This is a genomic window from Desulfoluna spongiiphila (genome assembly GCF_900101345.1).
Lineage (GTDB): Bacteria > Desulfobacterota > Desulfobacteria > Desulfobacterales > Desulfolunaceae > Desulfoluna > Desulfoluna spongiiphila.
This window is the reverse complement of record NZ_FMUX01000003.1, coordinates 156,150-180,899: the sequence shown is the minus strand read 5'-3', so window position 1 is coordinate 180,899 and position 24,750 is coordinate 156,150. Positions and strand designations below refer to the sequence as shown.

At 56.8% G+C, this 24,750-nt stretch carries 21 protein-coding genes; 5 read left to right on the top strand and 16 right to left on the bottom strand.

The features are described from left to right. Positions 1–293: 293 nt before the first annotated feature. The 10 genes from BLQ12_RS06090 to BLQ12_RS06040 form a co-directional block, all read right to left on the bottom strand. Positions 294–575 (bottom strand): Trp family transcriptional regulator, encoded by a 282-nt coding sequence (locus BLQ12_RS06090; RefSeq protein WP_226860038.1) that lies wholly within the window; start codon positions 573–575, stop codon positions 294–296. 265 nt (positions 576–840) lie between these two features. Further along, entirely contained in the window at positions 841–1,185 is a 345-nt protein-coding gene (locus BLQ12_RS06085; RefSeq protein WP_092209304.1) for a CGGC domain-containing protein, read from the bottom strand. A 161-nt stretch (positions 1,186–1,346) separates the two neighbouring features. Next, on the bottom strand, positions 1,347–2,555 hold the full coding sequence (locus BLQ12_RS06080) for a UxaA family hydrolase (RefSeq protein ID WP_092209302.1): 1,209 nt from the start codon (positions 2,553–2,555) through the stop codon (positions 1,347–1,349). Then, positions 2,552–2,896, bottom strand: coding sequence for a UxaA family hydrolase (locus BLQ12_RS06075; RefSeq protein ID WP_139163874.1), 345 nt, complete (start codon positions 2,894–2,896; stop codon positions 2,552–2,554). The genes BLQ12_RS06080 and BLQ12_RS06075 overlap by 4 nt, the downstream gene beginning before the upstream one ends. A gap of 250 nt (positions 2,897–3,146) precedes the next feature. After that, positions 3,147–4,691: a BCCT family transporter gene (locus BLQ12_RS06070; protein ID WP_092209300.1), complete on the bottom strand. Its 1,545-nt coding sequence runs from the start codon at positions 4,689–4,691 to the stop codon at positions 3,147–3,149. Positions 4,692–4,716: 25 nt separating this feature from the next. Next, on the bottom strand, positions 4,717–5,838 hold the full coding sequence (locus BLQ12_RS06065) for a mandelate racemase/muconate lactonizing enzyme family protein (protein ID WP_092209297.1): 1,122 nt from the start codon (positions 5,836–5,838) through the stop codon (positions 4,717–4,719). A gap of 276 nt (positions 5,839–6,114) precedes the next feature. After that, positions 6,115–7,470 (bottom strand): sigma-54 interaction domain-containing protein, encoded by a 1,356-nt coding sequence (locus BLQ12_RS06055; RefSeq protein WP_092209293.1) that lies wholly within the window; start codon positions 7,468–7,470, stop codon positions 6,115–6,117. A gap of 189 nt (positions 7,471–7,659) precedes the next feature. Then, positions 7,660–8,349, bottom strand: coding sequence for a type 1 glutamine amidotransferase (locus BLQ12_RS06050; RefSeq protein WP_092209291.1), 690 nt, complete (start codon positions 8,347–8,349; stop codon positions 7,660–7,662). 369 nt (positions 8,350–8,718) lie between these two features. Then, positions 8,719–9,519, bottom strand: coding sequence for a 4Fe-4S binding protein (locus BLQ12_RS06045; protein ID WP_092209289.1), 801 nt, complete (start codon positions 9,517–9,519; stop codon positions 8,719–8,721). 163 nt (positions 9,520–9,682) lie between these two features. Continuing rightward, positions 9,683–10,504: an AraC family transcriptional regulator gene (locus tag BLQ12_RS06040; protein WP_175469535.1), complete on the bottom strand. Its 822-nt coding sequence runs from the start codon at positions 10,502–10,504 to the stop codon at positions 9,683–9,685. 225 nt (positions 10,505–10,729) lie between these two features. Between BLQ12_RS06040 and BLQ12_RS06035 the strand changes: the two genes are divergently transcribed. From BLQ12_RS06035 to BLQ12_RS06015, 5 genes are all read left to right on the top strand, one after another. Then, positions 10,730–12,163 carry an aspartate ammonia-lyase gene (locus BLQ12_RS06035; protein ID WP_092209285.1) on the top strand — a complete coding sequence of 478 codons (1,434 nt, stop codon included), beginning with the start codon at positions 10,730–10,732 and terminating at the stop codon, positions 12,161–12,163. Continuing rightward, on the top strand, positions 12,156–13,511 hold the full coding sequence (locus BLQ12_RS06030; protein WP_092209283.1) for an MmgE/PrpD family protein: 1,356 nt from the start codon (positions 12,156–12,158) through the stop codon (positions 13,509–13,511). Before BLQ12_RS06035 ends, BLQ12_RS06030 begins: the two co-directional genes overlap by 8 nt. A gap of 144 nt (positions 13,512–13,655) precedes the next feature. Next, positions 13,656–15,068, top strand: coding sequence for a YfcC family protein (locus BLQ12_RS06025; RefSeq protein WP_092209280.1), 1,413 nt, complete (start codon positions 13,656–13,658; stop codon positions 15,066–15,068). 166 nt (positions 15,069–15,234) lie between these two features. Next, entirely contained in the window at positions 15,235–16,506 is a 1,272-nt protein-coding gene (locus BLQ12_RS06020; RefSeq protein WP_092209278.1) for a malic enzyme-like NAD(P)-binding protein, read from the top strand. A 206-nt stretch (positions 16,507–16,712) separates the two neighbouring features. Further along, positions 16,713–18,332, top strand: a complete 1,620-nt coding sequence (locus BLQ12_RS06015; RefSeq protein WP_092209276.1) for a FumA C-terminus/TtdB family hydratase beta subunit — start codon at positions 16,713–16,715, stop codon at positions 18,330–18,332. A gap of 57 nt (positions 18,333–18,389) precedes the next feature. Here the strand turns inward: BLQ12_RS06015 and moaA are convergent, their stop codons facing one another. From moaA to selA, 6 genes are all read right to left on the bottom strand, one after another. Beyond that, on the bottom strand, positions 18,390–19,370 hold the full coding sequence (gene moaA / locus BLQ12_RS06010) for a GTP 3',8-cyclase MoaA (RefSeq protein WP_092209274.1): 981 nt from the start codon (positions 19,368–19,370) through the stop codon (positions 18,390–18,392). 430 nt (positions 19,371–19,800) lie between these two features. Continuing rightward, entirely contained in the window at positions 19,801–21,318 is a 1,518-nt protein-coding gene (gene cobA, locus BLQ12_RS06005) for a uroporphyrinogen-III C-methyltransferase (RefSeq protein WP_092209272.1), read from the bottom strand. Continuing rightward, a complete protein-coding gene (gene hemC / locus BLQ12_RS06000) occupies positions 21,315–22,247 on the bottom strand; it encodes a hydroxymethylbilane synthase (protein WP_139163873.1) in 933 nt (310 codons plus the stop codon). Before hemC ends, cobA begins: the two co-directional genes overlap by 4 nt. Next, positions 22,247–22,480, bottom strand: coding sequence for an FmdB family zinc ribbon protein (locus BLQ12_RS05995; protein ID WP_092209270.1), 234 nt, complete (start codon positions 22,478–22,480; stop codon positions 22,247–22,249). Before BLQ12_RS05995 ends, hemC begins: the two co-directional genes overlap by 1 nt. A 149-nt stretch (positions 22,481–22,629) precedes the next feature. Continuing rightward, entirely contained in the window at positions 22,630–23,205 is a 576-nt protein-coding gene (locus BLQ12_RS05990) for a D-sedoheptulose-7-phosphate isomerase (RefSeq protein ID WP_092209268.1), read from the bottom strand. Continuing rightward, a complete protein-coding gene (selA, locus tag BLQ12_RS05985; RefSeq protein WP_092209266.1) occupies positions 23,202–24,605 on the bottom strand; it encodes an L-seryl-tRNA(Sec) selenium transferase in 1,404 nt (467 codons plus the stop codon). The genes BLQ12_RS05990 and selA overlap by 4 nt, the downstream gene beginning before the upstream one ends. Between the last annotated feature and the right edge of the window lie 145 nt (positions 24,606–24,750).

Sequence of the window (24,750 nt, the reverse complement as noted above, 5' to 3'; positions counted from 1 at the left end):
CCAAAAGCCTTCCTCCGGCTGTGAAGCGGCGGTAGCGAAAACATATAGCCCGGATATTTCACGAGTCGAGTGCACCCATATTCAAGGCTCTGATAACGCAGAAAATGGGTGCACTCGGCTCGCCCGAAGGGTGAGAAAATCGAGCAGAAAACCGTGAATTACATTTTGTATTTTTGAAATGCCTAAATTTTTCACGATAACCATCTGTAATAATGTTCTATTATTTCAGGCGGTCCGTTTTCTCATGAAATATCCGGGATAGAAAGCAGGTTACAGGGCTGCGGAGGCATGTCTTAGTCTTTGGGGTGGCGTTTTTTGAGGGCGTTGGCGGTGAAGGAGTCTTCGGTCTTGAGGATCTTGGAGCCCCGGGTGATCTTGCAGAGGCTGATGTTGTGGCGTTTGGCGATGCTTCGCTGGGTCTGTCCCTGATGGAGTTCCACCATGAGTTGCCAGCGCATGGCCAGGTCCGAGCGCTCCTTGGGTGTGAGGATGTCATCAAGGAAGGCGCGCACCTTTTCCAGGTCGGTGGTCTCCGCGAGCACGCTTAAAAATTCGTCGTAGGCCTCTTTCATCATGCAACTCCAAGGGTAAAGTCAAAGGTTCGATTGAGATGGGGTTATATCACAGGGAGGGTGTTTCTGTAAAAAGAAACGTGTTGGGTCGGGGAGAAGGACTGCGGGTGTCCCGCGGCGCACCCTGCGGCGGTATCGTGGATCGGCAGGGTGCGGCGTCGACACAAAGGGTCCCCTGGCGGGGTGGGCTGATGAAAAAAATACATGATACAGCAGCCCTTCGGCACGGTGCCGAAAAGGGGCTGTCCATGTTTTTTCAGCCGGTGCCTTATTTGTAATCGTGGGTCCCGAGGATCACGGGGATCCCGGTTTTTTCCTCGATGATTTTCGCTTTTTCTTCCGGGGTGGAGTAGGGGCAGTCGGGCTTGGCGCCCGCCATACAGCTGCTCAAGAAGATGGCGTCGGGCTTGACACCGGAGAGCTTGATGGTCATGCCGACGTTGGGTGCGGCAGCCCGGCCCGGGCATTCGCATTTGACAAAACCGATGATCTGGGTGGGTTCGTCGAATTTGCCTTCACCCATGGCCCCTGCCTTGAGGCATCGCCACTCACCGGGACATCCGTATCCTGCATCCATATACGAGCCGCATCCTACGACAATTGCTTTTTTCATCGTTTACTCCTTTTAAGATGTTGTAGTTATTGGGCCGAATCATAGGACAGGGTATCAGGGCTGTCAAGGACCCTGGGCGGGGTCATGGCAGAGGGCCATTTTTGAAACGCCCCGGCGTCCCTTATGCATGATTTCGGGACGAGCCGGGGAGAATTCAGTCATCATGCCCGTTGTGATGCGCAGGGGGGTGTCTCCATCAGTGCCAGGCATCTCTCCAGGCGCTGTTCCTTCTGGTAGATGCTCATAAAGGCTGAGGCCACCTCTTCGATGGCCGTGGGTGCGCCGCAGGCCACCTCGCAGATCTTCTGGATCAGTTCCGCGCCGATCTCCCGGCTTGTGGCCTCCCCCCGCATGATGGGGGTGGCGTCGATGTCCTGGTCTTCGGTGATGAGCTCGGGGTTGCCGCTGACGCGAATAACCGGAACCATGGGGTTGTTGAAGCCCGCCCCCCCGCTGGTCCAGAGGATGAGCTGGCAGCCCATGGCGGCAAAATTGACGGCGGAAGCCCCGCAGAGATGGGTGGCCTCGCTGATGTAAAGGCCGGGTTTGCCGGGGTCGGGGCGTTCGATGCCTGCGGGACCGGCCTTAAGGACTCCCACCACTTGGCGGCTGCCGAACTTGGAGATGGCCCCCAGGGTTTTTTCTTCGATGGTGGTGAGCCCGCCCGTGCTGTTGCCCACACTCATGATTTCCACCTCGGCACCGGGGATGTTCCACCGCCTCTCTTCGGCGGCGACCAGTTTCAGGAATTTTTCTTTCACCGCCGGGTCGGCCATGCGCTCGGTGAGGTAGGATTCCCCCCCGATGAGCTCGATGAGCTCGCCTCCGATGACCGTGGCACCCTGATCCACCATGTGGTCCACGGCCACCCCCACCGTGGGGTTGGAAGCCAGGCCCGAAGAGGTGTCCGAACCGCCGCACTTGACGCCAACGACAAGCTGCGAAAGGTCGGCCTCGACCCTCGGGGTGCTTGCAAGGGCCGCTTCAAGGTTTTTTGCCTTTGTTGTGACTGCGGCGATGGCTTTTTTCGAGCCTCCGCAGGCCATGATCTTCAAAGTGTCCGCGGGCTTTCCTGTGGCGCGCACAGGGCCGGCCACCACCTCGGGGTCAATGCTGCCGCAACCCATGGCCACCACGAGCACGGCGCCCACGTTGGGGTTGTTGCCGCAGCCGATGATGTTGGCCAGGAGCTCTTCGTTGCCCGCCATCATGCAGGTGACCACGTTGGTGATGACCACCGCCTCGGGAATGCTTTTGGCGATGGCGCGGCACACGCCGTCGGCGCACTCGTCCACCGCCGCGATGAGCAGCTTGTTTCGGATGCCCACGGACCCGTCGGCTCGTTGGTACCCGTTGAATGTCTCTGTCATGGGTTGCCCCTTTGTTTGAGTCCCATTTGATTCAAGATTTCATCGATGATGCCGTCGGGGATGTCGATGCGATGGCTGCGCACGTTGTGCACATGGACCAGGGTGCCTTCCGCGATGTCGCAGGAAGCATAGCCCACCGCCACCCCGTATTTGATGATGTCCTTTCCCTTGGGGATCGCTTCAAGGGCGATCTTGTTTCCCGCCGGGATTCCCTCGCCAGCCTCCATGGGGGCACGCCTGCCCCCTGTCTTTTCTATCAGTTCCACCCGGCTCCCGGCCGTGACGCTCGAAAGCACCGTGGCCACGTTGTCGGGGTCGGCCATGATCATCGCGTTGGCCATATACCCTCCTGCTGTCCATCTGTTTTTTAAGGGGAAAAAGCGTGCCTCCGGCGGCCCTGCCGGGGGCCAAACTTTTAAAAAGTTTGATAAACAGGTCTTAAAAAAAACGTTTGGATGAATGTCGTTTTAAAGGCGGATGTGATTTGACCCGAGGAACGAGGGGCAAAACGCATCAGCAACCTGCTTTCAAGGTGGCACACCTTGCCGCCGGAGGCTGTTTTTGGAGCTTAATAGTTACGGTTTTTTTTGATCAACCACGGGCTCTGATTTCCTTTTCGGTGAGGTCTGCAAAGTCTTCCCGCAGCCAGGAGATGAAGCCGTAGACCATGTAGCAGATGATAAAGGTCAGGGGCACGGCCGTGACGATGGCGCAGGTTTTGATGGTGTTCAAGGGGGCGTTGATGAACATCATGGCCAGGGGCACGGCGGCCAGCATCACGCACCAGAAGAGGCGGTGCATGGGGGAGGGATCTTCACCGGTCTTGAGCCCGGGCGTGACGGTAGCGGCCATGGTGTAGGCAGCCGAATCCAGGGTGGTGGCGAGAAACAGCACGGAGATCAGGGCGAACATGATGATAAACAGGCTGCTTGCAGGCAGGGTGTTCATGATCTCCACGATGGCGGAATTGCCCTTGCCTGAGGCCACCATCCCGGCCACGTCCACGGCCTTGGTGAGCTGGGTCTTCATGGAGAAGTTGCCGATGATGCCGAAGAAGAACCAGCAGCCCATGCTGCCGCTCACCAGCATGTTGAGGATGACCCCGCGGATGGTGCGCCCCTTGGAGATCTTGGTGATGAACAGGCCCACAAAGGGGGTGTAGGTGATCCAGTAGAGCCAGTAGAAGATGGTCCAGCCTTCGGGAAAGCCGGACTCACCGATGGGATCGGTCCAGAGGCTCATCTTCACAAAGTCCTGGAGCATGGTGCCGATGGCGTTGGTGGTGGACTTGACGATGAACAGGGTGGGCCCGATGAGGAAGATGAGCAGGCAGAACCCGATGGCAAAGTAGGTGTTCATGCTGGAGATGCGCTGCATGCCCTTGGAGATACCCACGTAGGAACTCAGGGAGAAGATCGCGGAGATGCCGAGGATCACGGCCAGGTTGAAGCCGAAGCTTGGCGTCATGCCCAGGATGGAACAGAGGATCTCCGAGACCATGGGAACCGAAACCCCCAGGGTGATGCTGAGGCCGCCGAAGCAGGTGAAGATGAAGATGATGTCGATGATCCGGCAGGTGAGGGCCCAGGCCGGGCCGGTCTCTTTTTTGTTCAGGATGGCCGTGCACACGGCCGAAAGGCTGAGGCCTGCATTTTTCCGCACGTGGAAGTGATATGCCACGGGCAGTGCCGCGATGCAGTACGTGGCCCAGGCGCTGATGCCCCAGTGAAAGAGGTTGTAGGTGGTGGCCACCTCGTAGGCGCCGTCGGTGTGGGCGGCAATGCCCATGGGCGGCGCGTTGAAGTAGTAGGCCCATTCGCAGAAGGCCCAGTAGACGGTGGCAGAGCCCAGGCCCGCGCAGACCATCATGGCCACCCAGTTGAAGGTGGAGTACTCCGGTGTGCCGTCGCCCAGCTTGATGGCGCCGTACTTGCTGAACCCAAGGCCCACCAGAAAGACCACGGCGCCGAAAACGGTGAGGAGAACCGGGGTGCCGAAGAGTTTGGTGAAGAGGCCGAAAATATGGTTTGCGCCTGCCTTGCCCGCCTCCGGAAAGAGGGTGAGCCCTGCCACGATGGCGGTGACGATGGTGATGCTGGTGATCAGAAGGGGCATGTCGAGCCGTTTGGTTTGCATGGTGTTGCTCCTTATTGCTGCGGGACTAAAAGTCCACCCGGTATCTGTTGATGATCTCGTCATTCAAGGTGATTCCAAGGCCCGGTGTGTCCGGGACGGTGACATAGCCATCCTCAAAGGTGATGGGGTTTTCCACCAGGTCGGTGGCCAGGGCGGAGTCGCTCAGGGAGTATTCCATGAGGTCGCCGTGGGGACATGCGGCGAGGAACTGGACCGTGGCCGACAGCAGGATCCCCGTACTGAACCCGTGGGGCACCAGCTGCACGCCGTTGAGGTCGGCCAAGTCGGCGATTTTTTTCATCTCGGAGATGCCGCCGCACCGGGTGATGTCGGGCTGGACGATGTCGGGCTTGCCCTGTTCGATGAAGTCCCGGAATTCATAGCGGGTGGTGAGGATCTCGCCCCCGGAGACCTTCTGGCTGGTGGCCGAGGTAAGGCGGGCGTAGGCGTCTAAGTGGTCGGAGGGCACCGGTTCTTCGATCCAGGAGAGGTTGAAGGGCTCAAGGCGCCTGCTCATGGCCAGGGCGTGGCCGTAGGTGCGCCAGCGGGAGACCATGTCGATCATGAGTTCGATCTCAGGGCCCACGGCCTCGCGGACGGATCGGACCACGGCCACGTCGCCTTCCGGGTTGAGGCCGAAGGAGCCGCCTCCGAATTTTAAGGCGCGAAACCCTTTGCCCACCAGGTCAAGGGCCAGCCGGGCGCACTCTTCGGGGCTGTCGTCGGGGATGAAGGTGCCGTAGGCTTTGATTTTTTTGCGGTACTTGCCGCCGAGGAGGGTGTGGACGGGCACCCCGTAATGCTGGGAGGCGATGTCCCAGAGGGCGATGTCCACGGCGCTCATGGCATGGATGCCCCCGCCCCGCCTGCCCATGTAGGACGAGGCCTCGTACATCTTGTCCCAGAGCCTGCCGATCTCAAGGGGGTTCTCCCCCACGAGGATATCGCGCAGGCCGAAACAGGCCAGGTTGCTGTTGGGGGTCTCGATAAAGGCCTTCACCGCCATGGGCGAGGTGTCGGATTCCCCGATTCCTGTGATGCCCAGGTCGGTGTGAACCCGGACAATGACGGCATCTTCACCCCAGACGCAGGTCGCTTCCCGCGCAGGAATGCGTAGACAAATGACGTCTACATCGGTAATGATCATTCTAATCCTCCTTCTTCAGTCTGGCTTTCGCCGTGTTGATACAAGCACCGCTCTTAGGAGCAAGCGGCGTGCCAGCTGGAAGGAGGATTTTTTTTTGTGGGGAATGCACCGGCCCGTGGTGGTTTGGGGCTTTGTTATGCCGGGGCGGGAACCCTCGGAACAACCCGTGAGCGAGGCGCAAACGACTCGCCTCCGGTCTGAATGGTTTGATATTTCGAGGAATATAGAACCTTGAGTTGATTTTGACTCAAGGGGAGTTGGTTTGAACTCACCTTGTCAGCCCAGGTATTTCCGAATCAGTCGGGAGGCCCGGGTTTGGCTTATTCCCAAGGCCTGGGCCACTTTGCGTGAGCTTTTTTCTTTTTTGAAGGCATCGGAGACAATGCGTTTTTCCAGGGCTTCCACGGCCTCATCCAGGGTGCCCCAGCTTTGGCCGGGGGAAGTGGCCGGGACGAGGCGATAGAGATGTTTGGGCAGGTGGGCCGTGTCGATGATTCCCTCTTCCACGGTGACCACGAGGCGTTCGATGGTGTGGGCCAGCTCCCGGACATTACCCCGCCAGGGGCAGGACTTCATGACCCGAAGGGCCGCCTCGGAGATGCGCTTTTCCCGGTTGTGGCGTTTCCCGAATTCGTTGAGGAAGTGGTAGGCAAGGGGGGCGATGTCCTCGGGCCGGGTCCGCAACGGGGGCAACACCATCTCAAAGACGTTGAGGCGGTAGTAGAGGTCTTCCCGGAACGCCTTGTTTTTGACCATCTCGGGGAGGTTGCGGTTGGTGGCGGTGAGGATGCGCACATCGGCTTTCTGGGGGTGGGGGGAGCCCACTTTCCGGTACTCCCGCTCCTGGACCACATGCAGCAGCTTGGCCTGCAGGGGGAAGGGAAGCTCCGAGATCTCGTCTAAGAAAAGGGTGCCCCCTTCGGCCTTGGCGATGAGCCCCTCTTTGTCTGCATCGGCCCCGGTGAAGGCCCCTTTTTTGTGGCCGAAGAGCTCGCTTTCAAACAGGGAGGCCTGGATGCTGGCGCAGTTGATGTTGACAAAGGGCGCGTCCCTGCGATCCCCGTGGTTGTGGATGTACTGGGCAATGAGGCTTTTGCCGCACCCGGATTCCCCCAAAATGAGACAGGGGGCATCAAGGCTCGCCACCTGCTGGGCCAGCTGGACCACCGACCGCATGGCCTCGCTGCGGTAGATGAGGCCTTTTTCATAGCGCTCCGGCGGGTTTTCCACAATGTTGAGTACATCCACCAGCCGGTTGATGTCGCTCTGCTCGATGTCGTCCCGGACACTCATCACCACATAATCAATGGCACCGGTATCGTCGTGGAGGGGAATGGCGATGGTGTGAATATCCGAGCCGATGTAGGTTTTCTGCTTCTGCCTCAAGGGCTGGTCAAGCTCGCAGACATAGGGAAGGGTGGAGAGGTTCCAGCAGGTGTCCCCGTCATCGATGAAGTCCCAGATGGTCTGGCCGATCATCTCCTCCTGGGTGTAGCCGTAGTGTCGGATACAGGCCTTGTTGATGTAGACAATACGGAAACTGCGATCGTAGATGATGATCTCATCGTGCAGGTTGTCAATGAGACGAGCGAAGGTCGAAAAACTCAACCCGAAATGATCAGATTTCTCCATGATGCTGCGTGTTGCCTCCTTGAATGTTTCGAATAAGGGGAACTTATCACATTATTTTGGAGATTTACAAGGGAGGGGCGGTGGGAGGGAGGCAAGAACAATGTTTCCTGTGTCGTGGGGATACCTTGCAGGGCGGGCGTGCCCCGGCAGGTCGGCCGGGGGCACTCAGGATTCTGCAGGTGCCTGGGCCTATGCGCCCAGGGCGCGGAGCACCCCGCCCATGATGCGGTTGATGGCGTCGAACCGATGGGGGTGGTCCAGCATTTCGGCCTCTTTCTGGACAAAGGGCAGCTCCTCCAGCTCGTGGCGTCCGTTTTCGATGAGCTGGGTCGCGGAGTCCGGTGTGGTCTCTAAGTGGAACTGCAGGGCAAGGATCCGGTCGTCCATGAAAAACCCCTGGTTTTTGCAGGCCTCGCTGGAGCCAACGGGAATGGCCCCTTCAGGTATCCCGAAGGTGTCCCCATGCCAGTGGAAGACCTCGGCTTGCTGGGGAAAGACCTCACCAAGGCGCGTATCGGAAAGAGCCGGGTCCCGGGTGACGGGAAACCAGCCGATCTCCCGGTGGGGGTTGCGCGTCACCTCTGCCCCCAGGGCCTCGGCCAGGAGCTGGGCCCCCAGGCAGATGCCGAGGATTTTTTTCTCCCGGGCAACGGCGGCCTTGATGAAGCGCTTTTCCGGGGCAAGCCAGGGATAGGCGTTTTCATCGGCGACGCCCATGGGACCGCCCATGACGATGAGAAGATCAAAGACCGAAGGGTCCGGCAGGACCTCGCCCCGGTACAGGTGCGTGGCGGTGAGGCTGTGGCCGTCCTCTGTGAGAACGGCTTCCATGCTGCCCAGGCCTTCAAAGGTGACGTGCTGCAGGTGATGCACTCTCATGGTGGCTCCATGTTTTTATCGTCAGGTGAAAAAAAAGAAATGCATAAAAAAAGCAATGCCTCCGGCGGCCAGGGGATGATCCCCTGGATCCCAGGTTGCGAATGGCCTCACCCCTCGTTCCTCGGTGTGAGGCCATTCGCGAGGTTATCTAAAGCACGACTGAAAACCTGCTTGGCAAACCGGAATACTAAAAAATCAGGTAAAGTTTGCCCCCAAGCCCCACGCCAAAATAAATGCACACATCCTGTAACATGCCGCTGTGATTTGTGACGACGTAAACTTAAAATGTAGCCTTAAAGTCTGTTTGTTAAACTTTTCAAAAGTTTAGCCCCCGGCAGGGCCGCCGGAGGCATTTTTTTTCTGTTGCCTTTACAGGAAGAGTTCGGGTTCCCTCCGCTTTCGGCAGTTTTCGTGAAGGACGTCGGCAATGTGATAGATCTTGGGCTGGTTAAAGGCCAGGGCCCCTTTGGGGCAGGATTTGACGCAGGCGCAGCACACCGTGCAGCGTGAGGGGTCGATGGTGACCTCCTTTTCCACGGTGATGGCTCCTGTGGGGCAGCCCTGGGCACAGAGGCCGCACAGGGCACAGGCCGAGGCCTTCCAGTCCGGGGCGATGTTGCCAGGGCCGCCGTAGGGGCCTTCGGGGAGGGTCCCGGGGACGGCAACGGGGGCCATGGTCGACAGGTCCGAAAGGGATTTCAGCTTGTCTGCGACCTCGGCACCGAATGCGCGGGCTGCTTTTTTGTCGTTTTCATCGGGACGGTTCTGCCCAATGGGTTTTTCCGGCGAGGAAAAGGAGTGCTCGCCCACCAGGGCGGCGGCGGCGATGACCGTAAACCCGGAGGCTTCCACCAGGGCTTTCAGCTCGCAGAGGGCATTGTCGTAGTGGCGATTGCCGTAGACGGCCACGATGACGGCCGGGGTGTTGTTTCCGCGGACGGCCGAAAGGCGTTCTGCGGCCACCGGGGCCACGCGGCCTGCGTACACGGGGGCACCGATGATTGCGACCCCTTCCTTGATGGAGAGTTCCGGGGCAGCCGGTTCCGGCGGATGCGTCAGGTCCAGGCTTTTTGTATCGGGCACACCCAGCCCCGTTGCGATGTGCTCAAGGGTGGTGAAGGTGGTGCGGGTGGGGGAGTAGCAGATGAGGTGTGCGTTCTTGATGTTCATTGGGTATCTCCATTTTTTCAAGGCAGGTATTGCGCGTTATTACTCTGACCACTGGGTGTATCATGTTCAGATGGTGATGTCATGGAGATAGGTACCCTGTGAACTGTTGGGCCATGAGACGTTGCTTGTGAATCTTTTCTGAGGAGGGGCTTTGTGTCTGGCTTTATCCGTTGATTCTGTATTTTTTAGGGGATTTTCCGCAGTATTTATTGAAGCAGTTGTAAAAATTGCTCAGGGATCCAAACCCTGATTCCATAGCGATGTCTATAATTTTCATGTCGGTGGTGGTCAGCAATCGTTGTGCTTCATAAATACGCAACATGGCGATATACTGCCCAATACTTTGTCCGCAGCTTTTTTTGAAAACAGTCATGAGGTAGTTGGGGTGCACGCCGGCATTCTCGGCGATGTCTGCAATGCTGATGTCGTCATGGAATTTTTTTGAAATATATTCATAGACCTTAACAAACAGGCTCCTGTTTTCAAACTTGATGGAAGAGTTGATTTCTTTGTCGACCTTGGACTCTATCCCAAAGCGGCGAATTCTCGACTCAATGCCCAACGAGATGATATCCCTGTAGTTTTCATCCCCATTGCAAAAGTCCTCCTTCCAAGTCCGCAAGCTTAAGATATCCAAATCCCGTAGTTTTGTATGGTCTGACTTAAGCATTTTTCCGTTTAAAATTTCGTGGGTAAATGCTTCAGGCAATCCCCAGCCGATGAAAATGTTCAGAGGAATCGTTACCCAATATCTGATGTTGTCCGGGGGGGACGTTACCAACAGATGTGGAATGGCAGACCAAAATAGAACGCACTCATTTTGACGAATCCGGTAGACCTGTCCCCCGAGTTGATATTCGACGGGTCCTTTCTCATAAAAACCAAATTGGATTTCATCGTGCCTGTGGAAGCTATTCCACTTCTTTATGGCTCCGATGACGCATCCATATCCGAAGAACATGTTTTGGACTAAATTTTTATCCATAATCTTATTATCCTGGAAGAAATGTTGGATTTGGAGATGACTCTTTTGATGATTAACCATACTGTAGAATAAAAGTCAAACTTGAAATCACTGAAAAACCGTTGTGTGTAGTGAGCTTTAAGGTCTCATGAACTTGGGGTGTTATCACTGTGGGTGGTGTGTTGTGTTCTGCGGTTTTGTTTTGTGAGTACAATGATTATAGCTAAATTTAAGGGGATATGAGTTATGGTGAAGGTAAGAGTCGAGGTTGATTCGTTAGGGAACATTTCGCTTCCGGATGATGTGTATTACGGCATTCAGACCCAGCGAGCCATAGATAATTTTGATGTTTCCGGAAAGGCAATGGATGAATTTTCCATATTCATTGCTTCTATTGCAGGCATTAAGAAGGCTGCGGCACTGGCGAACAAGGATATTGGCAGGTTGTCGGAAAAGCAGTGTCGCGCGATTTGCAAAGCCGCCGATGAGGTGATTGCCGGAAAGATGGGCCGCCAGTTTCCCGTCGATATCTTTCAGGGTGGCGGAGGAACATCGACGAACATGAATGTGAATGAGGTCATCGCCAACCGAGCCACCGAACTTCTTACCGGACAAAAAGGGTACGACCCGATACACCCCAACACCCATGTAAACATGGGTCAATCCACCAACGATGTCATTCCTGCAGCCATGAAAATGGCCACCTATAAAGAATTGGAGCGTGTCGAAACCAGCCTTGGTTATGCCTTGACGATTTTACAAGAGAAAGAAGCGGCATTTGTTGACGTGATCAAGCTGGGGCGCACCTGCTTGCAAGATGCCCTGCCCATGACCCTTGGCCAGATGTTCAGCGGGTATCGTGCCTCTGTCGAACGCCAGATTGAGACGATTCGTAAGGCCCGGGAATTGATGCTGGAGCTGCCCTTGCCGGCAACCGCCATCGGCACTTGCTTCGGGACGTTTCCCGGCTTTGAGCCTGCACTCTACAAACACCTTGGCGATGTGACAGGGGTCCCTTTTCAGAGAGAGACGAATCTGTGGGATGGGCTTCAAAATGCGGATGTTTGGATTCAGGTGTCTGCGTGTTTGAAATCGGTTGCATCTGTTTTCAATAAGTTGAGCTCTGACTTGCGCCTCATGTCTTCCGGGCCCCGTGCCGGTTTCAATGAAATAAATTTACCCGCCGTACAGCCGGGTTCCTCCATCATGCCGGGAAAAATCAATCCGGTTATGCCCGAAATGATGATGCAGGTGGCGTTTAAGGTGTTCGGCAACGACCTTTCAGTGAGCCTTGCCGCGGATCGAGGTGAGCTGGATCTGAACGTATGGGAAAGCCTGATCCTGAATTGTGTGTCCGAGTCAATCACTTTGCTTGAGAAGGGGATCGTCCTTTTAACGGACAGGTGTCTTAGGGGCATTACGGCCAACAGAGAAAAGTGTGCCGAAGATGCGGGGTCCAGCCTGGCTCTGTCCACGGTACTCGCGACCCTGTTCGATTATCCGGTGGCCAGCGGTATCGCGAAGATGGCGTGCAAAGAGAACACCACCATTAAAGAGATCGTCATACGAGAAGGACTGCTCAGCCAAGAGAGAGCAGAGTTGCTGCTCAATCCGGCGAACCTGATTGATATCAACGTATTTGACCACGTGGTGAAAGGGATGGGAGCAGACAATGGTTGATTCTGTTTTACAGGATGCTGCCGAATTTCTGGCGGATACTCGCTTTGTTGACATCCCCCCAGACGTGGTGGCGCTCTCCAAGCGAGCTCTTATTGATTATTTTGGGTGTGGTATCGCCGGCTGCGGTGAAGCGGTTGTGGATAACACGTATCGGTGGGCGAAGGCTCGCAGCGTGGCAACTGTCTCTTCTGTCATTGGGAAAAAGGGGTGTCTTGATGCCGAGCATGCGGCCATGTGTAATGCCGTTGCCGGCCATGCCCTTGATTTTGACGATACGAGCTGGACGACCATTGGTCACCCCACCGTTGTGGCAGCCCCGGTGGCCCTGGCCCTTGCCGAACAGCACGGTGCCACCGGCAGGGAGGTCTTGAGGGCCTATGCCGCAGGGGTTGAGGTGGGGCACAAAATTGCACAACTCACCATGCCGGAAACCTCTCAGAATGGCTGGCACACCACGGCTGTTTACGGGGTAATTATCGCCGCGGCAACACATGCCTGCCTACTGAAATTGGACAAAGAGACCATCGTCAATGGCCTGGCCATTGCCATGACCCGTGCCGGAGGTCTCCGGAGCAACTTCGGCACCATGACCAAACCCCTTCATGCCGGGCTTGCGGTACTCTCCGGGATGGAGGCCGTGGGGTTGGTCCAAGAGGGCATCACGGCCTCGCACCTGGCCTTTGAAGGAGCCGATGGCTTTTCGTACTGCTTTATGGGCAAAGCAACGGGGGCCAGGGCTCGGTTCGGCCAAGACTGGGACCTGGCAGACAATGGGCTGGCTTTTAAGCTTTATCCCTGTTGCAGCGGTACTCATCCTGCCGTGGACCTCATGTTGAGGTTGATCCATGGGGGGGCTATTTCGGCGAAAACGGTTAAGTCCATCCATGTTGGCAGCAGCTTGCTGGGGCCACTCGAACTGGTGAATCATCGTCCCCAGACCCCTGTTGAAGCACGCTTTTCCATGGAATTTGCACTGGCTTCTGTCCTTATCAAGGGGCAGCTTACCCTGGATGAGTTTACAGAAGCGTTTGTGGCGGGCCGGGATGTTCAAGAGATGATGGGGCGGATTTCCATGGATGTGGATGATGCGTTGGCAAGGCTGGGCTTTATTGGCACCGCACCGGTGAAACTGAAAATCACGTTGACCGATGGGGAGGTGCTCTGTGTGGAAAACAATCTTGCACGGGGCAATCCTGAGAAACCTCTTCAAGACGCGGATATTACCACTAAATTTTTAAACAATGCGCGTCGTGTTGTCCCTGAGGAGAGAGCAGAGGCCCTGCTTGCGTCATTGGTCAACTTGGAAGCGGCGCCGGATATCAGGGCGATTATGGCTGCAACCAGGTAAGCGGGGACGTTCAACGTTTGCGGTCGGTGCTGCAGGAAGAAACCATTAATAGATGAAACAGTAGTTGGTTAGGCGGGTTATCGAAGGAAGAGTGGCTGTACAATTTTATGTAGTGATGATCAGTAAGGCAAAAGGGGAATAAAAATGAATTCTGCATCCAAAAGTCATTTCGAAGACAATGAAAACGGCTTAGAGCAACATCCGTTTTTCATGCTTGCAATGCTCCTTGCCCTCATATGTGTGGCGGCAAACTTTATCCCGAGCGGAGTCTATGAGCGCGTAGCGTTCGAAGGGAGGACCGTTGTGGATCCCTCCTCTTATCAAATTGTCGCAAAGAAATATGTTCAGTTCCAAGACTTCTTTTTGTCCTTTTATTTTGGCTTTAAGAAGGCAAGCGGCTTGATCGCCATGGTGTTGTTTGTCGGGGGTGCGTTTGGGGTTGTCAAAGGCATCGGGCTGATGGAAGCAACCGTCAAAGCCATGGCCATCAAGTTACGGAATGTGTCTTTTATTCCCATGTCACTGGCAATTATGGTGTTGTTTGGTCTGTTCGTCTCTTTTACGGGGGTGTGGGAGCTCAGTTTGGTCATTTTACCGCTGATGATCCCATTGTTCCTCAGGTTGGGCTATGATGTCATGACCGGTGCCGCCGTGATACTCGTGGGGGCTGCAACAGGCTTGGCAGGTGCTGCGGCGAACCCGTTTTTTACGGCCATTGCCCAGAATATCGCCGAGTTGCCGCTGTACTCTGCTCTGAGTTATCGCTTGTTGACCCATGCCATTTTAATGACCGTGGGTTTGGTTTATGTTGCTCTCTACGCAAGAAAAGTGAAATCGGACCCGAGTAAATCTCTTATGGTCGGCATTGCGTCCAAACATGCGGAACTTAGCGACGATGAGTATGCATTCACCCCGAAGCTCATTCGAGCCGGTGTTGTCTTTTTGTCCATTTTGGCTTTTTTGATCTACGGCGCGGTCTGCATGAATTTTTCCTTTGCCGCCATGTCCGGAACGTTCGTCTCAATGGGCATTTTAGTGGGCCTTGCATACGGATTAAGACCCAATGAAATTTGCCACATGTTTTCACGGGGCATGGGCGATTTGATGATCGCTGCGATGGTTATCTTCTTTGCCCGTTCCATCTTGTTTATCATGGAAGAGACCCTGGTAATTGATACCGTGATTCGGTTCCTTGCGAGTATCACGGAAGGGTCCTCTTCGTATCTGGCAGCCTGCCTCATGTATTGGGTTCAGACTGTGATCAACTTTTTTATCCCCTCCGGCAGCGGTCAAGCCGCCATTACAATGCCCATCTTGATTCCTTTGGCCGATTTGAGTGAGATCAATCGCCAGATTGCCTGCTACGCCTCCCAAATGGGGGATGCGTTGTCGAATTTTATCTACCCGACCAATGGTGCCCTCGTCGCGATTCTTTCGATTGCCGGCATTCCTTACAGAAAGTGGGTGCAATTTTTCGGGCCTCTTTTTTTGATCCTCGCCAGTGTGGCCTGTTGTCTTGTCCTGCTTGCTCAATATGTAAACCTTGGGCCGTTTTAAATAACCCGCTGGTTTTTGGCTGAGCGCGCTGCGTGATGTCCCGGGAAATGAGGGCAAAGCGCAGCGTCAAGCCCGCCTTTTGGGGCCGATACAGGCGCACTTCCCTGAATTTTTATGCGAGAAGCTGCCAAGGCCCCCTCCATTTTATTAATCAAGGAATACCGCAATGAATAACAGTTATCGTGATGCTCTTGAGTACCACGGCAGAGGACGTAAAGGGAAAATTGAGGTTGTCACAACAAAACCCTGTACAACAAGTGAAGACCTCGCCCTGGCCTACAGTCCCGGTGTCGCAGGGCCTTGTTTAGAGATCGCTAAAAATTCCGAAGAGGCCTACAAATACACAGCCAAAGGGAATCTGGTGGCGGTGATCTCCAACGGAACCGCCGTGCTGGGGCTTGGTCCCATCGGGGCGCTGGCCGGAAAACCGGTTATGGAGGGAAAGGGGGTCCTCTTCAAGAGATTTGCTGATATTGATGTGTTTGACCTTGAGGTCGACACCGTCGACAGTGATGAATTCATTCGAACGGTCAAGCTTCTTGAACCGACCTTTGGGGGCATCAACTTAGAGGATATCAAGGGACCTGAGTGTTTCTATATCGAAGAGACCCTCAAAGAGATCATGGACATTCCTGTGTTCCACGATGACCAGCATGGCACAGCCATCATTGCTGCTGCCGGAATGCTTAACGCCCTAGAGATTGTGGGTAAAAAAATCGAGGAAGCCCGGGTGGTGGTTTGCGGAGCCGGTGCCGCCGGTATTTCATGCGCAAAGCTTGCGGTTGAGCTTGGCATTCGTAAAGAGAATCTGATCCTTTGTGACCTAAAGGGTGTCATTTACAAAGGCCGTACAGAAGAGATGGACCCCTACAAGGCGTTATTTGCTTCTGACACGACCGCGCGAACCCTGGCAGACGCTGTGGAGGGGGCGGATATTTTTTTCGGGCTTTCTGCCAAAGGTGCCTTGACGGGAGCGATGCTTGAAACCATGGGTAAGGATCCCATTGTCTTTGCCATGGCGAATCCTGATCCGGAAATTTTACCTGAAGAGGCCATGGCGGTGAGGGATGACGTCATTATAGGGACCGGACGCTCAGACTATGACAACCAGATCAACAACGTGCTTTGTTTTCCCTCCCTGTTCCGTGGTGTCCTGGACACCCGGGCCAGTGTCATCAACGATGAAATAAAAATGGCCGCTGTAAAGGCCCTGGCTCACCTTGCCAGGCTGAACGTCCCGGAATCGGTGAGACAGGCATACTCTGGCAAGTCCATAACGTTTGGCCGCTCTTACCTTATTCCCAAGCCATTTGATTCGCGCGTCCTGTTCCATGTTGCCCCGGCGGTTGCTCAGGCGGCGATGGATTCTGGCGTTGCCTGCCGTCCCATTGAGGATATGGCGCTTTACCGTGAGCAACTTAAAACGATTCAGGCCTGATCCCGGAGGGAACACACAGAGGTTGCACAGAAGCTCTTGACGATAACGGGCAGAGCCTTCGGTGGCCCTGCCTGTGGCAGCGAAACGTTTTTGCTGCGCTTTTTTCAAAAAACGACCCGCCGGAAGCGGCATGAATCGTGACGATAAAGTTAGACCATCAGTGATTTTGATCATCCCAAAAGGACCGACTTGCAGGAGTTTCATCCATGCCATCATTTTTTTATCAGACCCCCTTCCCCCTTGGACCAGACGCCCTGCCTTACCGGAAGCTCAGTGATAGCGGCATCGAACGGGGGGAGGCTTTTGGAGAACCGGTCCTTCGTGTAAAGGCATCGGCACTGACGCTTTTGGCCCGTGAAGCGTTTTCCGACGTCTCATTTTTATGCCGGCCAAAACATCTCGAGCAGCTTCGCAGGATTATAGATGATCCTGAGGCATCTCAAAACGATGCCTTTGTGGCTTTGGAGATGCTGAAAAATGCCGTCATCGCCTCTGATAAAATATTTCCCATGTGTCAGGATACCGGAACGGCAACGGTGGTGGGTAAAAAAGGGCATCGTATTTTATCCGGTTTTGGGCTCACCGACGAAGAAGCCCTTTCCAAGGGCATTTTTGAAACCTATACCCAAAAGAATTTGCGCTACTCCCAACTGGCGCCTCTTTCTTTGTTTGAAGAGAAGAACACAGGCTGCAACCTTCCAGCTCAGATCGATATCCAAAATGGCTCAGGCGCAAGCTACGACTTCCTTTTTATCGCCAAAGGCGGGGGATCCGCGAACAAAAGTTTTCTCTTTCAAGAGACCAAGGCGATCCTGAACCGATCTCGGCTTCTTCCCTTTTTGAAAGAGAAAATAACGGGTATCGGGACCTCAGCCTGCCCTCCCTACCACCTGGCCATTGTCATTGGAGGAAGCTCAGCCGAGGCCACACTTAAAACCGTGAAGATGGCATCTGCCGGTTATCTGGACACCTTGCCGAGTCAGGGCAATGCCCATGGCCATGCATTTCGTGATCGGGGATTGGAAGAGGACGTTCTTCAGGTGACCTCAACGATAGGACTCGGGGCACAGTTCGGCGGAAAATATTTCTGCCATGACGTCCGCGTAGTTCGGCTCCCGAGGCATGGGGCGTCCTGTCCTGTGGGGATTGGTGTAAGCTGTAGTGCAGATCGAAACATCAAAGGCAAAATCACCGCAGACGGCGTTTTTTTAGAACAGCTTGAAGAAAATCCGGCGCGGTTTTTACCTCAACCTTCTTTATTCAACAACGACAGCGTTGCCATCGATTTGAACCGCCCCATGGATGAGGTTCTGGCAGAGCTCACAAAGTACCCGGTGGGTACCCGTCTCTCCCTCTCCGGAGATCTCATCGTCGCTCGTGACATTGCCCATGCAAAGCTTGCGGAAGAGGTGGACAAAGGAGGGGATCTACCCGCCTATTTTAAAAACCACATCATCTATTATGCCGGCCCCGCGAAAACACCTGAAGGGTACCCCTCGGGTTCCTTCGGCCCTACAACGGCCGGCCGCATGGATCTTTATGTGGATGCTTTTCAGCAGCTTGGAGGGTCTCGAATCATGCTTGCCAAAGGCAACCGTTCTGCTCAGGTCAAGGCTGCATGTTGTAAAAATGGGGGGTTTTATCTCGGCTCCATGGGCGGACCCGCCGCACGGATCGGGCGTGACTGCATCACCCGCGTGGAGACATTGGCCTACCCGGAACTGGGCATGGAAGCCGTCTATACAATCACCGTCAACGAGTTTCCCGCCTTTATCATTATCGATGACAAGGGACATGACTTCTATCAGGAGGTCATCCAGATGTGATGATCATGGTCAGTATGTTCCGAAGACGCCGCGGTTAGGGTCGCGGGTCGTGCTCGCTTATCCCCCGATGGACGACATCATGTCGTGGACGGCATGGCCGGTGAGGTCGTGGCGTTTTCCCTTGATGCCGGCGGCATGGCGGAAGAGGGTGGCAAGGGTTGCATCGTCGGCGGACCCCCTGACGGCGTCCATGAGGTTGACCTTGGCATCGGAGAGAAGACAGGGGCGCAGGTGGCCGTCGGCGGTTAAGCGCAGGCGGTTGCAGGTGGCGCAGAAGTGGTTGGTCATGGGGCTGATGAGGCCGATTTCCCCCTTGGCGCCTTTGATTTTAAACCGCTGTGCAGGGCCGTCGTGGGCGCTTCTGTGGACAGGGGTGAGGGGGCCCAGGGCTTCCAGGCGCCGGGTGATGGCCGGGGCAAGGAGCTCGCTGTGGGCAGGCCCGGAGCCTTCGCCGATGGGCATGTACTCGATGAACCGGATATGCACAGGGTGGTCAAAGGTGAGGCGGGCGAAGTCTTCCAGCTCGTCGCCGTTGATTCCGTCCAGGAGCACGGTGTTGATCTTGACCGGGTTCAGACCGGTTTTAAGGGCACCTTCGATGGTACGTTTGACCTCGGCAAAGAGATCTTTGCCGGTGATTTTGGCAAAGCGTTCGGGCCTCAGGCTGTCCAGGCTGATGTTGATGCGTGTGAGCCCGGCCTCCTTTAAGTTTTTCATTTCATCTGCAATGAGTGTCCCGTTGGTGGTGACCGCCAGGTCCTCAAGCCCCTCCAGGGCGGACAGCTCCCGGATAAACCCGATGAGCCCTTTGCGGGCAAAGGGTTCCCCTCCCGTCAGCCGCACCTTTCGAATGCCTAAAGAGATCCCCACCCGCACAAGCCGAATCAGCTCTTCATAGGAGAGGATGTCCGTGTGGTTCATGTGGGCAAAGGGGGTGGGGGGGACACAGTAACTGCACCGCAGGTTACACCGGTCCGTGACGGAAATCCGCAGGTAGTCGATGGTTCGGTTATAGCTGTCGGTGAGTGTTTGTGTCATGGCAATGGGCCTTTATGGGGTCATGGCCGAAGGCTGCACATAGAGGCGGCCACGGCGTTGTGTATGGCAAATCCAGAAATTGATTGTAGCAGGAATAATTCAGGTGGCAAGGGGGTGGGAGGTCTTAAAAAAACTTTGTAACTATTCAGATCATACTAACGAAAGCGCCTCCGGCGGCCCTGCCGGGGGCTAAGCTTTTGAAAAGTTTAACAAACAGGTCTTAAAGCCATATTTTAAGTTTTTGCCGGCACAAATACGGATGTGATTTGGCCCGAGGTACGAGGGGCAAAGTGCATCCGTAACCAGCTTTCAAGGTGGCACACCTTGCCGCCGGAGGCACGTTTTTTGGCGCTGCGCCCCGGGGAACGGGGGCGCAGCGCCGCTGTAATCAGCTTTCGAGGTGGCTCACCTCGCCGCCGGAGGCTTTCTTTTATTCGGCAGCTCCGACGATGGTGTCCACGAGGCCGTCGATGGTGAAGGTGTCGGCCACGAGGTGGGGGGTGAGGCCCAGCTCTTTGGCGGTCTCTTCGGTGACGGGGCCGATGCAGGCCACGGTGACGTTTTCCATGAGGGAGAGGTCGCCGTTCGGGATCATGGAGACGAAGTTCTTCACCGTGGAGGAGCTGGTGAAGGTCACCATGTCCACCTCTTTGTTGGTGAGGGCTTCGGCCACTTTTTCGGTGGAGGTGGTATCCATGGTGGTGCGGTAGACGGCCACTTCGTTGACCGTGGCGCCCATCTTGGTGAGCTCCACGGGGATCACGGGCCGGGCTTCTTCGGCCCTGGGGAGCAGGATCTTTGCGCCCTGGATCTCCTGGTCTTTGAAGGCGTCCACCACGGACTCGGCCACGTAGCTGTCCGGAAGGACATCGGTGCCGATGCCGTATTTTTTGAGCTCGGCAGCAGTGGAGGGGCCGATGCAGGCGGTCTTGAGGCCGCCCAGGGCACGGGCGTCCAGGCCTTTGTTGAAGAGCTCGTCAAAAAAGGTAATGACCCCGTTGACGCTGGTGAAGACGATCCAGTCGTAGGCCGTGAGGGTGGTCAGGGCATCGTCCACGGCTGCCGAGTCCGTGATGGGCTGGATTTCAATGGCCGGGGCCTCCAGGCATTCGGCACCCAGCGCCATGAGGCGGCTGGTGAGGCCGCTGGCCTGTTTGCGGGCACGGGTGACCACCACGCGCTTGCCGAAGAGGGGGCGGTTTTCGAACCACTTCATGGTGTCTCGAAGGGAGACCACCTCGCCCACCACGATGATGCTGGGGGATTTGAGGTTGGCTTTCCTGACCTCTTCCACGATGGTGGACAGGGTACCGGCAACGGTCTCCTGGCGGGTGGTGGTGCCCCACCGAACCAGGGCCACGGGGGTATCGGCGGGTTTTCCGCAGGCGCTGAGCTTTTCCACGATGTTGGGCAGGTTGCGCACGCCCATGAAAAAGACAATGGTGCCCGATTTGGAGATGGCGTCCCAGTCGATGTTGGAGTTCTCTTTTTCCGGGTCTTCATGGCCGGTGACCAGGGAGAGGGTGGCGGTGAACTTTCGGTGGGTCAGGGGAATGCCCGCGTAGGCCGGGGCCGCAATGGCGGAGGTGACGCCGGGGATCACTTCCCAGTCGATGCCCTCTGCGATGAGGACTTCGGCCTCTTCGCCGCCGCGCCCGAAGATAAAGGGGTCGCCCCCTTTGAGTCGGGTGACCGTGGCCCCTGTTTTGGCTTTTTCCACCAGAAGGGCGTTGATGCCGTCCTGGCTCAGGGTGTGGTCCCCGCCCTTTTTACCCACGTAGATGATCTCGGCCCCTTTTTTTGCGTGGGCCAGGTGGGAGGGGGCGGCCAGGTAGTCGTAGACCAGGACGTCGGCTTTTTCGATGCACTCCCTGCCCTTGACCGTGATCAGGCCGGGGTCTCCGGGACCGGCGCCCACCAGATAGACTGTTCCGTATGTGTTGCTCATGCTTGATTCTCCAGGAGTCTTGCAAGGATCTCTGCTGCACCGGCCTCTTTGAGGCGTTCTGCCACGGTGATGCCCAGGGCTTCGTTCTGGCCGTTTTCGCCGGTCTCTTTTTCCATGAGGATGCGGGAGCCGTCCACTTCGGCCACGAGGCCGCGGATGGTGATGGCCTTGCCGTCGGTTTCGGCAAAGGCGCCCACGGGGATCTGGCAGCTTCCTTCAAGGGTGTTTAAAAAGGCTCGCTCGGCAAGGACCGTGACCCGGGTGGGAAGGTGGTTCAAGGGGGCAAGGGCCGCGTCGATGCGGTCGTCCTTTTCACGGGACTCGATGCACAGGGCGCCCTGGCCCACGGCGGGGAGCATGAGCTCCGGTGCCAGGCACTCGGTGATGTGCTCGCCGAGCCCTAATCGCTTGAGGCCGGCGGCCGCCAGAATGATGGCGTCCAGGTCCCCTTCCGTGACTTTTTTCAGGCGGGTGTCGATGTTGCCGCGCAGGGTTTCGATCTGAAGGTCGGGGCGTTTGGCCAGGAGCTGGGCCGAACGCCGCAGGCTGCTGGTGCCCACGCGGGCGCCCTTGGGCAGCGCCTCAAAGGTGAGGCCGTTTTTGGAGATGAGGGCATCCCTGGGGTCTTGGCGTTCGGGAATGGCACCGATCTTGAGTCCTTCGGGGAGGTCTGCGGGCATGTCCTTCATGCTGTGAACGGCCAGGTCGATGCGGCCGTCCAACAGGGCCTCTTCGATCTCTTTGACAAAAAGACCCTTGCCCCCCACCTTGGCCAGGGGCACGTCCAGGATCTTGTCTCCTTTGGTCTTGATGACGAGGAGCTCACAGGTGACCCCGGCGTGGAGTCTTTCCAGTTCAGATTTTACCCAGTTGGCCTGCCAGAGGGCCAGCTGGCTCCCCCGGGTACCGATGACGATTTTATTTTCCATCAGGAGCCGCACCCCGCACAACTTGTGGCTGAGCAGCCGGTACAGGACGAGCCGGAAGCCGATGAGGAGGAGATTTCACCTCCGGCTCCCTTGCTGACGAATCCGCAGCGGGACATCTGTTTGGAGACGTTTTTGTCTCCGCATTTGGGGCAGCTCTCCGGATCTTTCCCTCCCATGACGAGGTACTCGAACTCGTGGCTGCACGCACCGCATTTGTATTCAAAAATGGGCATGGTATCACCTCATGGTTTTTCGGGTTCTTTCGGGTTATGGCCCCTCGGGCAGGGCGTTCCGATGCATCGGAGGGCCTGTCTTTCATGTTCAGGGCTTTTCGGGTACGACACACAATAAGCACCCTGGGGCAGGATGGCAAACGCTGTCGTTAAAAATTCTCGGGAAAGAGAATCCGGTCCACCAGGTCACAGAGGATGTGACCCATGAGGATATGACTCTCCTGGATGCGCGCGGTGACTCCCACGGGGACAGTGAGGGCGATCTCCGCCATGTCGGCGGCCTGGCCCCCCTTGCCGGTAAAGGCCACGGTGTGCATACCCACCTTTTCGGCGGCCTTCAGGGCCTTGACCACGTTGGGGGAGTTGCCGCTGGTGCTGATGCCTACGGCCACGTCGTTTTTCCGGCCCAGGGCCGTCACCTGCTTGGAGAAGATCTCTTCAAAGCTGTAATCGTTGCCGATGCTGGTGATGATGGAAGAATCCGTGGTCAGGGCGATGGAGGCCAGGGGCACCCGCTCGGTCTGGAACCGGTTGACGAACTCGGCGGCGATGTGCTGGGCATCGGCGGCGCTCCCTCCGTTGCCGAAGAGAAGGATTTTTCCCCCGGCGGTGAGGCTTTCGGCCATGAGGCGGGCGGACTTGACCAGGCGCTGGTCGTTTTCGGCGATGGCCGACTTTTTGGTGTCGATACTCGCTTGAAGGGTGTCGTTGATGATGTCGATCATGGGCGGGCCTCCACAAGGGTCTCAAGGGCGTCGGCAATCAGGGAGATGTCTCCCTCCTGCAGGGTTCGTGGGTCGAGGATATAGGTCTCGTTTTCGATGCGGCCGATGACGGGCGGATCGTTTGCTCGCAAGGTCTTTTCAAGGGCGCTGGCCCCCATGCCGGGGACGGTGATCCCCACGCAGCAGGAGGGAAGCTCCAGAAGGGGCAGGGAGCCTCCGCCGGGGCGGGACGAAAGGGCCAGGGCTTCGGTGGTGACGGGAAGCGTTGCCAGGGCATCCATGAGGGCGGTGGCCCGTGCCACCGTCTCTTCCCGGTCCATGGTAATCATGCGCAGGGTGGGGATCTTGGCCACGGCCTCGGCTTCGTCCCGGTAGAGGCGCAAGGTGGCCTCCAGGGCGGCCAGGGTGAGCTTGTCGATGCGCAGGGCCCGGGTCAGCGGGTTTTTCCGGATGGCGTCGATGTGTGTTTTGCTGCCCACGATGACCCCGGCCTGGGGGCCTCCCAGGAGTTTGTCCCCGCTGAAGGTGACGATGTCGGCCCCGGCCTTCACCGATTGCTGGACCGTGGGCTCGCTGGGCAGGCCGTAGTCACCGAAGTCAACGAAGGTGCCGCTGCCCAGGTCGTCCATGACGGGGATGCCCCGCTCTTTGCCCAGGGTGACCAGTTCGGCCACGGAGACCGCCGAGGTAAAGCCCACGATGCTGTAGTTGCTGGTGTGGACCTTGAGAAAGAGGCCGGTCTCATCGGTTACGGCCTGTTCGTAGTCCCTCAGGTGGGTCCGGTTGGTGGTGCCCACCTCTTTTAATATGCCCCCGCTTTTGGCCATGACGTCGGGGATGCGGAAGGCCCCCCCGATCTCCACCAGCTCCCCCCGGGAGACCACGGCCTCTTTGCCGTTGACCAAGGTGTCCAGGCAGAGAAGCACCGCCCCTGCGTTGTTGTTCACCACCATGGCCGCCTCTGCCCCGCTGATCTCGCAGATCAGCTCCTCCACGGCAGAATAGCGCAGGCCCCGTTTGCCGGTGGCCAAGTTGAATTCGAGGTTGGAGTAGCGGTCTCCCACGGCCCGGATGCGGTCAAGGGCCTCCTCGGCCAGAAGGGATCGGCCGAGGTTGGTGTGGACCACCACGCCGGTGCCGTTGATGACCCGGGTGAGGTTGGGGCGCATTTTGCGGTGGATGAGGTCGTGGGCCAGGGTGAGTACCGAGGCCAGGTCCACGGTGGGATGTGTCCCGGTGAAGATGGCTCGGCGCGTGGCCTCCAGGGCTTCCCGGGCCGAGGCCGTGAGGACGCTTCGGGGGACCGTCTCTTCAGGAATCTCTGCCGTGAGGGCGTCAAGGAGGGTATCCACACCCGGCAGGGCGCGAAGCAGCTGTTTCTGAGTGTCCCGTAATTCCATTTTTCGCTACCTAAAAAATATATAAGGGGTGCGGCATGTTGCGGCTGCCCGAACCCTGCTTACGGGGACGGGGCTAAAAAGAGCCCGCAAGGGCCGGGGCTGGTTCCACAGTCTTTTGTCAAACCCCTTCTTTGTATCTCAAAAG

What these genes read in the sequence shown, in the direction of transcription:
- BLQ12_RS06050 (WP_092209291.1), bottom strand. Translation starts at nt 8,349, where the DNA reads ATGAGAGTGCATCACCTGCAGCACGTCACCTTTGAAGGCCTGGGCAGC.
- BLQ12_RS06065 (WP_092209297.1), bottom strand. Translation starts at nt 5,838, where the DNA reads ATGATCATTACCGATGTAGACGTCATTTGTCTACGCATTCCTGCGCGG.
- moaA (WP_092209274.1), bottom strand. Translation starts at nt 19,370, where the DNA reads ATGACACAAACACTCACCGACAGCTATAACCGAACCATCGACTACCTG.
- BLQ12_RS06025 (WP_092209280.1), top strand. Translation starts at nt 13,656, where the DNA reads ATGAATTCTGCATCCAAAAGTCATTTCGAAGACAATGAAAACGGCTTA.
- BLQ12_RS05995 (WP_092209270.1), bottom strand. Translation starts at nt 22,480, where the DNA reads ATGCCCATTTTTGAATACAAATGCGGTGCGTGCAGCCACGAGTTCGAG.
- BLQ12_RS06035 (WP_092209285.1), top strand. Translation starts at nt 10,730, where the DNA reads ATGGTGAAGGTAAGAGTCGAGGTTGATTCGTTAGGGAACATTTCGCTT.
- BLQ12_RS05990 (WP_092209268.1), bottom strand. Translation starts at nt 23,205, where the DNA reads ATGATCGACATCATCAACGACACCCTTCAAGCGAGTATCGACACCAAA.
- BLQ12_RS06075 (WP_139163874.1), bottom strand. Translation starts at nt 2,896, where the DNA reads ATGGCCAACGCGATGATCATGGCCGACCCCGACAACGTGGCCACGGTG.
- BLQ12_RS06045 (WP_092209289.1), bottom strand. Translation starts at nt 9,519, where the DNA reads ATGAACATCAAGAACGCACACCTCATCTGCTACTCCCCCACCCGCACC.
- hemC (WP_139163873.1), bottom strand. Translation starts at nt 22,247, where the DNA reads ATGGAAAATAAAATCGTCATCGGTACCCGGGGGAGCCAGCTGGCCCTC.
- cobA (WP_092209272.1), bottom strand. Translation starts at nt 21,318, where the DNA reads ATGAGCAACACATACGGAACAGTCTATCTGGTGGGCGCCGGTCCCGGA.
- BLQ12_RS06080 (WP_092209302.1), bottom strand. Translation starts at nt 2,555, where the DNA reads ATGACAGAGACATTCAACGGGTACCAACGAGCCGACGGGTCCGTGGGC.
- BLQ12_RS06085 (WP_092209304.1), bottom strand. Translation starts at nt 1,185, where the DNA reads ATGAAAAAAGCAATTGTCGTAGGATGCGGCTCGTATATGGATGCAGGA.
- BLQ12_RS06020 (WP_092209278.1), top strand. Translation starts at nt 15,235, where the DNA reads ATGAATAACAGTTATCGTGATGCTCTTGAGTACCACGGCAGAGGACGT.
- BLQ12_RS06030 (WP_092209283.1), top strand. Translation starts at nt 12,156, where the DNA reads ATGGTTGATTCTGTTTTACAGGATGCTGCCGAATTTCTGGCGGATACT.
- BLQ12_RS06015 (WP_092209276.1), top strand. Translation starts at nt 16,713, where the DNA reads ATGCCATCATTTTTTTATCAGACCCCCTTCCCCCTTGGACCAGACGCC.
- BLQ12_RS06070 (WP_092209300.1), bottom strand. Translation starts at nt 4,691, where the DNA reads ATGCAAACCAAACGGCTCGACATGCCCCTTCTGATCACCAGCATCACC.
- BLQ12_RS06040 (WP_175469535.1), bottom strand. Translation starts at nt 10,504, where the DNA reads ATGGATAAAAATTTAGTCCAAAACATGTTCTTCGGATATGGATGCGTC.
- BLQ12_RS06090 (WP_226860038.1), bottom strand. Translation starts at nt 575, where the DNA reads ATGATGAAAGAGGCCTACGACGAATTTTTAAGCGTGCTCGCGGAGACC.
- selA (WP_092209266.1), bottom strand. Translation starts at nt 24,605, where the DNA reads ATGGAATTACGGGACACTCAGAAACAGCTGCTTCGCGCCCTGCCGGGT.
- BLQ12_RS06055 (WP_092209293.1), bottom strand. Translation starts at nt 7,470, where the DNA reads ATGGAGAAATCTGATCATTTCGGGTTGAGTTTTTCGACCTTCGCTCGT.